This is a genomic window from Streptomyces sp. NPDC001568, from assembly GCF_042893755.1.
Taxonomy (GTDB): Bacteria; Actinomycetota; Actinomycetes; order Streptomycetales; family Streptomycetaceae; genus Streptomyces.
Window position 1 is genome coordinate 137,295 of the sequence record NZ_JBIAVF010000005.1, and the last position, 13,161, is coordinate 150,455.

The window sequence follows — 13,161 nt, forward strand, 5'->3', positions numbered from 1 at the left end:
GACCCTCGGCGCCCGCCCGCCGGAGTACGGGCCGGGCCGGTCGCGCGGACGGGCCCGGGGGAGGTCAGCGCACGCTGCGGATCGGGAGGATCGCGAGGGCGCCGATCAGTGAGAGGGCCCCGCCGACGAGGAAGAGCGGGGTGTAGCCGCCCAGGGCCGTCACCACGGCGGAGGCGACGAAGGGGGCGATGATCTGCGGTCCCGCGTTCGCGATGTTGAGGACGCCCATGTCGCGGGCGGCGTCCTCGGCCCGCGGCAGGACCAGGGTGACGAGGGCGGTGTCGACGGCCATGAAGCAGCCGAACGCGAGCCCGTTGAGCGGGCTGAAGACGAGCATGCCCGTCCAGGTCGGGCTGATGACCGGGACCACCATGACGAGGCCGGCCAGCGCGGCGGACACCCCGACGAACACCTTGCGGCGGTTCCACCGGTCGGACAGCAGCCCGCCGACCACCGTGGACACGGCCATCGCGACCATCGACACGGGGGTGAGGACGGCCATGGCGGCGGGCGGCGTCAGCCCGTCGGGCAGCGCGATGTGGTCGCCGAGGATGTAGAGCTGGTAGCCGACGACCGAGAAGTATCCGAGGACCATCAGGGCCCGGCCGATGAAGGCCCACCGGAAGTCGTGGTTGGCCAGCGCGGAGAGGAAGGCGGCCCATTGGGCGCCCTTGGCCTTGGCCTTGGCCGCCTCCGGGGCCGGACTCGTCGACCCGGTGCGATCCGCCGCGCCGGTGCCGTCCGCCGCGCCGGTTCCGTCGTCCGCCCCGGCGCCGGCCCGCGCCCCGGCGCGATCCGTCGCCCCGGTGCGCGGGAGGTCCCGGCAGAACGTCGTGAGCAGCAGGGCGGCCACGGCGATGATCGCGCCGAAGACGAGGTACCCGACGCGCAGGTGCTCGGCGGTCCGGGAGGCGACGAGGACACCGACGGTGCCGCCGATCGGCAGCCCCAGACCCACCAGCGCGGACGCGGTACCGCGGCGGACCGCGGGCACCCGATCGGGCACGATGGCGGTGACGGCGGCCTGGTAGACGTTCATGGTCGCCTGTACGAGGCACCAGCCGATGCCCACCAGCAGAGCGGTGCTCACGCTCCCGAGGAACGCGAGCCCCGCGAGCGAGGCGAGGGCGCCGCCGAGCACCCACGGTCCGCGCCGGCCGCTGCGGTCGGAGAGCGCTCCGGCGATCGGGTTGAAGGCGGTCGCGAAGATGGCGCTGATCCCACCGATCAGGCCCAGCACGGCGACCTTGTCGTCCGGGGCGATCGCCGCGATCTGGGTGGGCAGGAGTACGGAACCGACTCCCATGTAGACCGCCATCATCGCGGAGTTGGCGACCAGCAGCAGCGGCAACAACCCTCGCTGGCGGGGTGGTTCGGCGACTGCGGGGACGGGCGGGCCGGCGACTTCGTTCGTGGCCATGACGACTCCTCGGGGGACGGTGCGGGGAGGTGGCGAGCAGCGGTCGAGCGTGGGGGAGGGGCGCCGTGCGGGAAGCGGCGGAGCGGAGCGACGGGCGGCAGGGCAGGGGTGTTGCCGGGAGCCGTGGGCCGACGAGCCCGCAGACGTGATGTTGTTACACGTGTCACCAACGGCGCTGGAGACTGTGTAGCACCCATTCGGAGACGCCGCCAGGCCCTGCGGAGGGAGTCGGTGCAGATCGTGACCGACCGCAGGCCCCGTCATGGTGGCCCGGCCGCCCCGGCGGCGCAGGGCACCGTGCCATGACGTGTAACCATCGGATCCGAGCCGCCCGGCGGGCCCGTGGAGCCCGATCGGACCGGAAATCCCCTTGCCCTTGTGGCGGCGCCGGCGCATCGGCCATACTCCGTGCCGCGCGGCGACGAACTCCCGTCCGTACGCGGCGCTGCGGCGCCCCGCGGTCGGGGCGGGGCGGCGCTCGCCCTGCCCGGCTCGGGACCGCGCGCCGGGACCCCGTCATCCCCACGACGTCCCGCCGGCCTTCGCTCGCCCCGGCGTTCGCGCCCCACCGGCCCCGCGTGCGCGCCCTTCGGTGGCGTCGCGTCGGGCTCCGTTCTGCCGCCCCGCCCCGCCCCGCCTCCGGGCCGCGCCCGGCCCGCTCGACCCCGACGCCCCCTCGACCCCGACGCCCCCTCGGCCCCGGCATCCCGCTCGACCCGCGCCCGCCCCCCGCTCCCCGTCGCTCCCGACCGCCCGCGTCCCGTGGCCCCCGCCCGACCCGCCCGCCCCGCCGTTCCCCGACTGCCCGCGCCTCGTCGCGTCCGGCAGCAGACGTGAAAGGTCCCTCGTGCAGCACCCGTACTCCGTCACGCCCTCGTCCCCGCCCGTGCGGCCGCCACGGCACCGGTTGCCCGCTCCTCCTCCTCGTCACGCGCTCGCCTGGGGGGCGTCCCTCCTGTTCGTGTCGCTGGTGTTCGCGCTGTGGCTGCGCGTCGACGCCCGCCCCTTCTTCCAGGGGATCGACGACCGCTGGGAGGCCTCGGTCAACGTTCCGGCCGCAGGGAGTGCGGGCGGCGGCTCCGCCGGCGGGTTCGTCCTGCTCCTCGACCGGCTCGGCGGCCCTCTCGGTCTGGTCCTGCCGCTGGCCCTGACCGGTTGCCTCTGCGTCTACGGGCGTTGGCGGTCGGGGTTGTTCGTCGCGAGCGCCTGCGTCGTCTCCAACGTGCTCGTCGTACTGCCCCTCAAGCAGCTGGCCGACCGGCCCCGCCCGGCGCACCCGTGGGTCCTGGTCAACGACGGCTCGTACCCGTCCGGCCAAGTGTTCACCGCCGTGACCTTGGTGTTCGTCGTCGCGGTGGTGATGTTCCCGGACCGCGCGCGACGCTGGTGGTGGCCGGTCGCGGGCGCGTACGTGCTGTCCATGATGGGCAGCCGCACCTGGTTGCACGCCCAGTGGCTGAGCGACACGATCGCGGGCGCGTTCCTCGGGGTCGGTGCCTGCCTGGTGCTGTGGCGCCTCTTCGCTCCGCTGCTGGAGGCGGAGGCCGAACGCATGGCCTCGAACAGTCTCTGGTTGTGACGGGACGCCCCACCAGGCATGGCGAATCATTGACGGTCGCAAAAATGGCAACATAAGCTGGTGGCCGGTGGTGCGCATCCGGTGCGCCGCCGGGCAGGAAGGATCCGCTCATGTCTCACTCCCCGGGTCGGGACCACGTGGTGGTGGACCTCCCCGCAGGGCGCCTCCGCGGTGCCGTCGAGGACGGGTTGACCGTCTTCCGGGCGGTTCCCTACGCCGCACCCCCCGTCGGTGACCTGCGCTGGAGGCCCGCGCGGCCGCACCCCGGTTGGACCGGGACGCGGGACGCCCGCGCCGACGGACCCAGCGCCCCGCAGCCGTACCGCGAGGGCGGCGATCCGGTGCTCGGCGGCCACGGCTCGCCCCCCTTCGACGAGGACTGCCTCACCCTGAACATCTGGACGCCCGCAGCCGACGGGGCCCGCCGGCCGGTGCTCCTGTGGATCCACGGCGGTGGCTTCGTCTCCGGCTCGGGATCGCTGCCCGGCTACTCCGGGGCCACCTTCGCGCGGGACGGTGACCTCGTCTTCGTGAGCGTCAACTACCGCGTCGGACCCCTTGGTTACCTGGCCTTCCCCGCCGAGGAGGGGAGCCCCGCCGACGACGGCGCGAATCCTTGGCTCACCGACCAGTTGCGCGCCCTGTGCTGGGTCCGCGAGAACATCGCTGCCTTCGGAGGGGACCCCGAACTCATCACGGTGGCGGGCCAGTCGGGCGGCGCGGTGTCCACCGCCGCGCTCGCCGGCCACCCGGAGGCCGAGGGGCTGATCAAGCGGGTCATCCTGCAGAGCCCGCCCCTCGGCCTGGACTTCCCGACCCCCGAGGCCCACCAGGAGCGCGTGGACGCCTACCGCGACCTCGCCGGGGCGAAGACCGTCGCCGAACTGCGGGCGCTGGACTGGCCGGAGCTGATCGACGCCGGGCTCGGACTCCTGGCCCGCACGGTCCGCTGGGGGTACTGGCCGACCCCCTTCCTGCCCGTCGTCGACGGGGTCACCCTGCGCCACCATCCGGCCGACATCCTGACCCGGGGCGCGGCGACCGGCATCGACGTCATGATCGGCTGGACCCGCGAGGAGGCCACCTTCGGTTTCGCCCTCGACGAGGGCTACGCCACCGCGACCCGGGACCGGGTCGTCGACCGGATCGCGGACACGTTCGGAGCCGGTCGGGCCCCCGAGGGGTACGCGGCGTACGCGCGGGCCCGCCCGGGCTCCCGCCCCGCCGACGTCCTCATGGACCTCATCACGGACGAGCTCTTCCGGGTCCCCGCCCTGCGGCTGGCCGAAGCGAGGGCGGAGGCGGGCCGCCCGGTGTGGGCCTACCAGTTCGACCTGCCGACTCCCGCCCACGAGGGCCGCCTCGGCGCCGCACACTGCCTCGAACTCCCCTTCGTCTTCGCCAACTTCGACCAGTGGGCGCACGCCCCCTTCCTGGCCGGACTGGCCCCCGCCGTCCGCGACGGCCTCGCGGACAGCATGCACCGGGCCTGGATCGCCTTCGTGCGCACGGGCGACCCGAACCACGCGGGCCTGCCGCGCTGGGACCCGTACGCCGCGGGGGAGCGCACCACGATGCGGTTCGACGCTGTCGTGACGGCCCTCGCCGACCTCGCCGGCGATGCGAGGATCCTGCACGAGGGCTCCGCGCACTCCCCGGACCTCATGATCTGACTCGTGTAACCTCGAAAGAGGAAGCGCGCGCCGAGCACGAGGAACGTCGAGGGACACCATGGCCGAAGAAACCCGGGTCCCCACGACCACGACGAACACCCCGCCCGCCACCACCACGAGTGCGGACGTGGCCCGCCTCGCGGGCGTCTCGCGCGCCACCGTCTCCTTCGTCCTCAACGACACCCAGGGACACCGCGTCAGCGACGCCACCCGCGCCCGCGTGCTCGATGCGGCCCGCCGGCTCGGCTACGTACCGCACGCCGCCGCCCGGTCCCTGCGGGCCGGCCGCAGCAACCTCGTGCTGATGCCCTCCTCGGTCTCCGCCATAGGTCGCCTGGTCAGCGACTGGGTCGACGACCTGCACGGTGAGCTCGACCGGCACGGCTACACGGCCGTGCTGCACGCGGGCCGCTTCGCCGACCCCGTCGACGCCGCCCGGGCCTGGGCGGAGCTGCGCCCGGCCGGCGTCGTCGCCCTGGACGGCGACCGGTTCCCGCCCCGGGCGGCGGAACTGCTGCGCCGCGCGGGCGTGCGCGGGCTGCTGGCGTTCGCGGCGCACCCCGTCGAGGGCGTGCACACCGTGGGTTTCGACCACGCGCACATCGGTGCCACCGCGGCCGAGCACCTCATCGCCCGTGGGCGCACCCGGATCGGCGTGGTCGTACCGCAGGAGCGCGGTCTCGGGACGCTCGCCCGGCCGCGCCTGGCGGGCGCCGAATCGGTCGCGGCCCGGCACATGGCCACCGTCACCCCGCTCGAACTGGCCTACACGCGCGAATCGGCGACCGGGTTGGCCCGGCGGTGGCGCGACCTCGGGCTCGACGCCGTGTTCGCCTACAACGACGAGTACGCCACCCTGCTGCTGCACGCCTTCCGGGCCGAGGGCATCGTCGTACCGGACGAGGTCGCCGTCGTGGGCTCCGACGACCTGGTCCTCTCCGCGTTCCAGCAGCCCGCGCTCACGTCGGTGCGCCTGGAACTGCCGTCACCCGCGCGGATCGCGGACTCCCTGCACGAGCTGATCTCCACGGGAACGGCTCCGGAGCTGCCGCCCGTCGAAGCCGTCCTCGTCCCCCGCGAGACCTCCTGATCGAGGGGGCTCCCGGCCGCCCGGGCCCTGCCGTGAGCGGCTCCCCGGACCGTGCCGCACGGCGGACCCCCTCCGGCCCCCTCGGACCGGCCGCACGACGGGCGGGACCCCCCTCCGGTCCCGCCCGTCGTCTCAGCCCTGCGGTACGGGGTCCGTCGCGTTCACGGCCGCCCCCCGGCGGTCGTGAACCCGTGCCCGCTCGCGCAGGAGCGCGGGTGCGCAGAGCCACCAGGCCAGCAGGCCGATCCCGGCGCCGGCCGCCGCGCCGGCCGCGGTGTCGCTCAGCCAGTGCGCGTGCAGCCAGGTGCGGCTCCACATCATGGCCAGCGTGAACACCGCACCGGCCGGCCACCACGCGCGCCGCCGGGCGGCCGGCACGAGCAGCACGCCGACGAGCACCACGAGCAACGCCGCCGAGGCGGCATGACCGGACGGGAACGAACCGTGGTCGACGCGGACCAGCGGGTTCTCCGGGCGCGGCCGGTCCACCAGGTGCTTGAGCCCCTGGACGACGAGCATGTTGGCGCCCAGGTGGGTGACGAGCAGGAAGCCGGCGGAAACCCACAGCCGCCGCACCAGCAGCAGCGCGAGCAGGCCGAGCGGCACGACGATCCCGGGCGGGCCGCCGAACCAGTCGAGCGCGGCGGCGGCGACGGCGTACGGCCCTTCGTGCGGGCCGCCCATCCAACGCAGCCAACGTTCGTCCAGGCCCTGGAAGGGCGGATTCGAGACGTCGGGGCGGACCGCGAGCGCCAGGAGCGCCGCGCCTCCGAGGAACAGCAGACCCGACGCGAGCGCGCCGCGGTCCCGGTTCGTCCCGGAGGCGCCGGGTCTGCCGGTGGGGCCGGCGGCGGTGGTGATGGCGGGAGAGGTGGACATCACTGCCTTTCCTGACCGCGGGAGCGGCCGCGGCCGTTGGTGTGCGGAGCGGGCGGGACCGGCCGGAGGTGTCCTCGCGCACGGTGCCGCGAGGGCGCCGTCCGGCCGGTCCGCGCGGGGCAGGGCCCGGGGTCAGGCCCCGGCGCCGAGGTGGCCGGCGAGGAAGGCGACGCTCTCGGCGACGATCCCCTCGACGTCCGGTGAGCCGAGGAAGATGTGGTCGGCGCCGTCGACGGGCCGCAGCGTGACCTCGCCCCCGGCGCGCTCCAGCGCCCGCGCGAGGCACTCGCTCTGGCTGTACGGGACCAGCCCGTCCCGGGTGCCGTGGACCAGGAGGAACGGCGGGGGGTTCGAGCCGGCGGCGTACGTCACCGGGCTCGCGGCGCGGGCCAGTGCCGGGCGCTCGGCCTCGGTCCCGCCCAGCAGGGCCTCGTACGGGTCGGGGAACTCGCCGGCGCCGGGCATCGGCGGCATGGGGTGCTCGGCGAGGGCGGGCAGGTCGGAGACGCCGTACCAGTCGACGACGGCCAGCACCCCGGTGTCCCCGGTGCCGACGCCGTGCGCCCCTTCCAGGGCGGCGGCGTCCGGGCTGCCGGGACCGACGAGCCCGGCGAGGGCCGCCAGGTGGCCGCCCGCGGATTCCCCCCAGACGCCGATCCGGTCCGGATCGATGCCCAGTACCTCCGCGAAGGCGCGGACGTAGCGGATCGCGGCCTTCACGTCGTGCAACTGGGCGGGGAAGGGTGCTTCGAGGCTGTGCCGGTAGTCGATGGAGACCAGGGCGAGCCCGGCGGCCAGGACCGCGCCGTGCAGGAGGTCGGCGGGAACCGTCGGCGGCGGGTAGCGGCGGTCGCCGTCCAGCCAGCCGCCGCCGTGGATCCACACGACCGCGGGGAACGGGCCCTCGCCCGCCGGGGTCCGCACGTCGAGCAGTCGGGGACGGTACCCCGGCGTGGTCGCGTACGTGACCCCGTCGAAGAGCCGTACGCCGTCGGGGCCCGTGCGGGGCTGTACGGGGGGTTGGTAGGGCGGGGGCGGCCAGGTCGTGTCGGCGAGGTCGAACCCGGCCGTGGGGGATTGCGTCATTGCGGCCCTTCGATTCGGTGCGGCCGTGGCGGCCGGCGGGTCCCGGCGCGGACGCAGGCTTCGTGACGTTTGTCCGAAATGCTTGCGTGGATCGCTCGGAGAGGCATAACGTGTTACACGTGTAATCAGAACACTAGCGACGCGTTTCCGCTGACCACAAGCCCATGGGCCGGACGACTTCCCGGCCGGTCGCACGAGCCGCTCCGGCGGATGCGCCGCCTTCCCCCTCCGGGAGCACGCCATGACCACCCCTGTCGGCAGATCCGTGGACCTCGCGCCGTGTCGGCGTCGCACCCCGCTCCCGCGCACCGCCGCGCGCGGGCCGTCCGAGCCCTTCGGGTCGCCCCTGCTCCCCGTCTCCGTCGGCGGTTTCGTCCACTGGGTCACCGACCCCGGCGCGGCGACGGTCCCCCGGGTCAGGGCCCGGGTGCGAGCCGCGCTCGGTGAGTGGCGGGTGTCGCGGGAGGTGGCCGAGGTGCTGCTGCTGGCCGTGAGCGAACTCGTCGGCAACGTCGTGCAGCACGTGGCCGCCGGACGGATGCGGGTCGGGATGTCCCGAACCGGGGGATGGCTGCGCCTGGAGGTCGCCGACCAGGGGGCCGGGCTGCCGCGGCTGCCCTCCCCGCGGGGTGAGGTCGACCTCGACTCGGAAAGTGGCCGCGGGCTGCTGATGGTGCAGCTGATGGCGGCCGAGCGCGGTGGTGAACTCTCGCTGGTGGTAGGGGAGTCGGGCAAATCCGTGCGGGTGCGGATCCCGGTGGGGTGAGCCGGTCCGGGGCTCCGCGATATCGCGCAATATTGACGGTCGCCAAATTCTCGGCATATCTTGCTCCCGTCTCCCCCGCTGCTGCCCGATCGAGGTGCCGCCCCATGGAGCTCTCCCCTTCCGCGCATGCCGATTCCTTCTGTCGAGACCGGCTGCCGCCCCATTCCCTCTGGCCCCAACTCCACTTCGACCTACCCGAGTTGAACTACCCTGACCGGCTCAACTGCGCTCGGCGCCTGCTCGACGACGCCGTGGAGCGGCACGGCCCCGACCGGCTCTGTCTGCTCACCCCGACCGAACGCTGGACCTACGGCGAACTGCTGCACCGCGCCAACCAGGTCGCCCAGGTCCTCACCGAGGACTTCGGCCTCCGGCCCGGCAACCGCGTGCTCCTGCGCGGCCCCAACAACCCCTGGCTCGTCGCCACGTGGTTCGGGGTGCTGAAGGCGGGCGGCGTCGCCGTCACCACCATGCCGCTGCTGCGCGCCGCCGAGATCGCCGAACTCGGCGACATCAGCCGACCGGCGATCGCCGTGTGCGACCACCGCCACACCGACGAACTCGACGCCGTCGGCCTTCCCGGATTCCCGGTCCTCGCCTACGGAGGTGCGGACCCCGCGGACCTCATCGCGCGGTGCGCCGCCAAGGACGGCGGGTTCGACACCGTCGACACGGCCGCGGACGACGTGGCCCTGATCGCCTTCACCTCCGGCACGACCGGCCGGCCCAAGGCCACCCTGCACTTCCATCGTGACGTCCTCGCCAACGCCGACACGTTCTCCCGGCACGTCCTCAAACCCCGCGAGGACGACGTCTTCACCGGCACGCCGCCCCTCGCCTTCACCTTCGGGCTCGGCGGGTTGGTGGTCTTCCCGCTGCACGTGGGCGCCGCGACCCTGCTGATCGAGCAGGCGACACCGGAGCGGCTGGCGGACCTCGTCGCGGAGCACGCGGTGACGGTGCTCTTCACCGCCCCCACCGCCTACCGGGCGATCATGGCCGCCGGGGCCGTGGACCGGCTGGCAGGACTGCGCCGCTGCGTATCGGCGGGCGAACCGCTGCCCGCGGCGGTGTGGCACGAGTTCCACGCCGCCACCGGCCTGCGGATCATCGACGGCATCGGCGCCACCGAGATGCTGCACGTCTTCATCTCGGCGGCCGACGAGGACATCCGGCCCGGCGCCACCGGCCGTCCCGTGTCCGGCTACCGGGCCGCCGTCGTCGACGAACGGGGTGAGCCCGTCCCCGACGGACAGCCCGGCCTGCTGGCCGTCACGGGCCCCACCGGCTGCCGCTACCTCGACGACCCGCGCCAATCCTCGTACGTGAGGAACGGCTGGAACATCACCGGCGACACCTACGTCCGCGACGCGGAAGGCTACTTCTGGTACGTGGCCCGCAGCGACGACATGATCGTCTCCTCCGGCTACAACATCGCGGGCCCCGAGGTGGAGAAGGCACTCGCCGGCCACCCGTACGTCGCCGAGTGCGGGGTCGTCGGGGCGCCGGACGAGCGGCGCGGCATGCTGGTGAAGGCGTACGTCGTGCTCCGGGCGGGCGTCCCGGCGGGCGAGGGGACCGTCCGCGAGCTCCAGGCCCACGTCAAGCGGACCATCGCCCCCTACAAGTACCCACGGGCCGTCGAGTTCGTCACCGAACTCCCGCGCACCGGCACCGGAAAGCTCCGACGGAGCGAACTGCGCGGGCGCGCCGGTTCCGGCCCGGGCGGGGGGCCCGCCGCGGTGACCGCGCGAGCCGAGTCCGCCGTCGCCCGCCCGGAGCCGGGGAGCGGGCCGACCGGTGTGATCGTCGAGAGCCGCGTCGAGTGGCCCGACACCGACGCCGCCGGGCACTACCACCACTCCACCGTCGTGCGCTGGGTGGAGGCGGCCGAGGCCGTACTGCTCCGCCGCCTCGGCCTGTCCCACCTGTTCGGCAGTACCCCACGCGTGCACTTCGAGGCCGACTACCGGGCCCGGCTCTGGTTCGGGGACGCGGTGCGCACCGAGCTGACGGTCACCGAGGTCGGCACCCGCTCCCTCCACTACGCCTTCACCGTGCGCGGCGAGCAGGGCGTGGAGGCCGCCACCGGACGGATGGTCATCGCCCACTCCGCCGCCCGCGCGAGCGGGGCCACCCCCTGGCCCGCGGACGTCCGGCACGCCCTGACCACGGCGGGCCCGCAGGCACCCGAACTCCTCGCGCCACCCCCCGTACCCGAGCCGTGGGCCGGTTCCGGGCGAGTCGCCGAACCTGATTCCGTACCCGATTCCGAACCCGTTGGAGGCACAGCGTGCGCGTCGCAGTGAGAGGAGGAGGGCCCGGCGGACTGTACTTCGCCGCCCTCGCCAAGCAACTCTCCCCGCACTGGGAGATCACCGTCTGGGAGCGCAACGCACCCGACGACACCTTCGGCTTCGGCGTCGTCTTCTCCGACGAGACGCTCGACGGCATCGCCCAGGCCGATCCCCGCATCCACGCCGCCATGTCGACGCGGTTCGCCCGCTGGACCGACGTGGACGTCCACCACCGGGGCCGGACCCTGACCTCGGGCGGCCACGGATTCGCCGCCCTCGGCCGGCGGGACCTGCTGCGGATCCTCCAGGAGCGCTGCGCCGCCCTGGGGGTCGACGTCCGCTACCGCACCGAGGCCCCACCACCCGCCGAACTCGCCGCCGCGTACGACCTGGTGGTGGCGAGCGACGGCGTACGGTCGGCCACCCGTGCCGCCTACGCCGCCACCTTCGGCCCCCACCTCGACGAGCGCGCCGGCCGATACATGTGGCTCGGCACGGACAAGGTCTTCGAGGCCTTCACCTTCATCGTCGAGGAACGCGACTTCGGCACCCTCCAGGTGCACGCCTACCCGTACGACGACACGCGCTCCACCTTCATCGTGGAGATGGACGAGGCCTCCTGGCGGCGAGCCGGTTTCGCCGCCCCGGCCGCCCGCGACCTGCCCCCGGGCGCGAGCGACGAGGAGAGCATCCGGCGCTGCGAGGAACTCCTCGCCGCCCACCTGGACGGTCACCGACTCGTCCCCAACGGCTCCCGCTGGCTGCGCTTCACCACCGTGCGCAACCGGACCTGGATCCACGACAACGTCGTCCTTCTCGGGGACGCCGCCCACACCGCCCACTTCTCCATCGGTTCCGGCACCAAGCTCGCCATGGAGGACGCCCTCTCCCTTGCCGCCTGCCTGCACGAACACCCCGACGTGCCGGACGCGTTGCTCGCGTACCAGCGCGAACGCAAGGCGGTCGTGGAGTCCACCCAGCGCGCGGCCCAGGCCAGCCTCGAATGGTTCGAGAACATCGACCGGTACACCGGCCAGGACCCCCACCAGTTCGCCTTCAACCTCCTCACCCGAAGCCGGCGCGTCACCTACGACAACCTGCGCCTGCGGGACGGGGACTTCACCGCGGCCGTCGACACCGCGGTCTGCGGCGGGCAGCCGGGCGGGAGCGCTCCGGCCGGCCCGCCCGTGCCGCCGATGTTCCGCCCCTTCCGGCTCGGCGGACTGTTGCTGCGCAACCGGGTCGTCGTGCCGCCCGTCGCCCTGTACACGGCGCGCGACGGCGTCCCGGGCGACTTCGACCTCGTCCACCTGGCCACCCGCGCCCTCGGCGGATCCGGACTCGTCCTCGCCGGGATGACCGCGGTCAGCGCCGATGCCCGCGCCACCTCCGGTTGCCCGGGGATCCACAGCGACGAACAGGAGGCGGCCTGGCGCCGGATCACCGATGTCGTCCACGCCCAGTGCGACACCCCGGTGGGCCTCCAGCTCACCCATGCCGGCCGGCGCGCGAGCACCGGCGACGGACCTCCGCCCGCCGCCTCCGCACTGGCGCCGGACGAACACGGCCCCGCCCCACGGGAGATGACCCGTACGGAGATGGACGTCGTCGTCCGCGACTTCGTCCGCGCCGCGCGTCGAGCCGACCGGGCCGGCTTCGACGCGCTGGAACTCCAGTACGGGCACGGCCACTTGCTCTCCGGCTTCCTCTCGCCACTGACCAACCGGCGCACCGACGCCCACGGCGGCGACGTGAGCGCGCGGCTGCGGTTCCCCCTCGAAGTGCTGCGCGCCGTACGGGAGGTCTGGCCGACCGGCAAGGCGCTCCTCGTGCGGATATCCGCGACGGACTGGGCCGAGGGCGGCCTCACCGAGGCCGACACCGTCGAGATCGCCCGCGCCCTCGGTGAGGCCGGAGCCGACGCGCTCGACGTCTCCACCGGCGAGGTCGTCGCCCACGAACGGCCGCGCCACGGCCGCAGCTACCAGACCCCGTACGCCGACCTCATCCGCAACGCCACGGGGGTGCCCACCATCGCCGTCGGCGCGATCTCCACGTACGACGACGTGAACTCGATCCTGCTGGCGGGCCGCGCCGACCTGTGCGCCGTCGGCCGGGCCCAGCTGTACGACCCCCTGTGGACGCTGCACGCGGCGCAGGCCCAGGGCTACCGGGGGCCGGCCGCGCCCTGGGCACCCGCCTGGCGGGCCGGCCGGGGCGGGCCCCCGGTAGCCCGCACCGACCGGGTGCCGCCACGCCTGGGCGCCCTGCGGCCGACCGCCCCGCCCGTACGCAGGCGCTGGCTGCCCCGCGCCGCCGCCCCGGCCGCCCCGCCGGCGGCCGGTCCCACCCCCACCCCCGCCCACTGAGC

Annotated in this window: 8 protein-coding genes and 2 pseudogenes; 7 read left to right on the forward strand and 3 right to left on the reverse strand. The window is 74.4% G+C overall.

Translation table 11 applies throughout. The features are described from left to right. Window positions 1-64: 64 nt before the first annotated feature. Window positions 65-1,420: an MFS transporter gene (locus tag ACFY0I_RS11010; protein ID WP_388893065.1), complete on the reverse strand. Its 1,356-nt coding sequence runs from the start codon at window positions 1,418-1,420 to the stop codon at window positions 65-67. A 961-nt stretch (window positions 1,421-2,381) separates the two neighbouring features. Between ACFY0I_RS11010 and ACFY0I_RS11015 the strand changes: the two genes are divergently transcribed. From ACFY0I_RS11015 to ACFY0I_RS11025, 3 genes are all read left to right on the forward strand, one after another. After that, window positions 2,382-2,999: a phosphatase PAP2 family protein gene (locus tag ACFY0I_RS11015; RefSeq protein ID WP_388893067.1), complete on the forward strand. Its 618-nt coding sequence runs from the start codon at window positions 2,382-2,384 to the stop codon at window positions 2,997-2,999. 110 nt (window positions 3,000-3,109) lie between these two features. Then, complete coding sequence (locus ACFY0I_RS11020) at window positions 3,110-4,672, forward strand: carboxylesterase/lipase family protein (protein WP_388893069.1); 1,563 nt, start codon at window positions 3,110-3,112, stop codon at window positions 4,670-4,672. Between the two features lie 58 nt (window positions 4,673-4,730). Next, a complete protein-coding gene (locus tag ACFY0I_RS11025; RefSeq protein ID WP_388893071.1) occupies window positions 4,731-5,762 on the forward strand; it encodes a LacI family DNA-binding transcriptional regulator in 1,032 nt (343 codons plus the stop codon). Between the two features lie 132 nt (window positions 5,763-5,894). Here ACFY0I_RS11025 and ACFY0I_RS11030 read toward each other — a convergent pair whose 3' ends face one another. Next, the gene (locus ACFY0I_RS11030; protein WP_388893073.1) at window positions 5,895-6,641 is read right to left on the reverse strand and encodes a phosphatase PAP2 family protein; all 747 of its coding nucleotides are present in this window, start codon (window positions 6,639-6,641) and stop codon (window positions 5,895-5,897) included. Between the two features lie 132 nt (window positions 6,642-6,773). Next, the gene (locus tag ACFY0I_RS11035) at window positions 6,774-7,727 is read right to left on the reverse strand and encodes an alpha/beta hydrolase fold domain-containing protein (RefSeq protein ID WP_388893075.1); all 954 of its coding nucleotides are present in this window, start codon (window positions 7,725-7,727) and stop codon (window positions 6,774-6,776) included. Between the two features lie 241 nt (window positions 7,728-7,968). On the opposite strand from ACFY0I_RS11035, the gene ACFY0I_RS11040 reads away from it, so the two are divergent. The 4 genes and pseudogenes from ACFY0I_RS11040 (at window position 7,969) to ACFY0I_RS11055 (ending at window position 13,159) form a co-directional block, all read left to right on the forward strand. Next, window positions 7,969-8,493, forward strand: a complete 525-nt coding sequence (locus ACFY0I_RS11040; RefSeq protein ID WP_388893077.1) for an ATP-binding protein — start codon at window positions 7,969-7,971, stop codon at window positions 8,491-8,493. A 104-nt stretch (window positions 8,494-8,597) separates the two neighbouring features. Beyond that, a pseudogene (locus ACFY0I_RS11045) lies at window positions 8,598-10,220 on the forward strand (AMP-binding protein); the annotation flags it as partial. A 105-nt stretch (window positions 10,221-10,325) separates the two neighbouring features. Then, window positions 10,326-10,802: pseudogene (locus ACFY0I_RS11050) on the forward strand (acyl-CoA thioesterase); the annotation flags it as partial. Further along, window positions 10,787-13,159 carry an FAD-dependent monooxygenase gene (locus tag ACFY0I_RS11055; protein WP_388893079.1) on the forward strand — a complete coding sequence of 791 codons (2,373 nt, stop codon included), beginning with the start codon at window positions 10,787-10,789 and terminating at the stop codon, window positions 13,157-13,159. The pseudogene ACFY0I_RS11050 and the gene ACFY0I_RS11055, both read left to right, overlap by 16 nt. Window positions 13,160-13,161 lie beyond the last annotated feature (2 nt).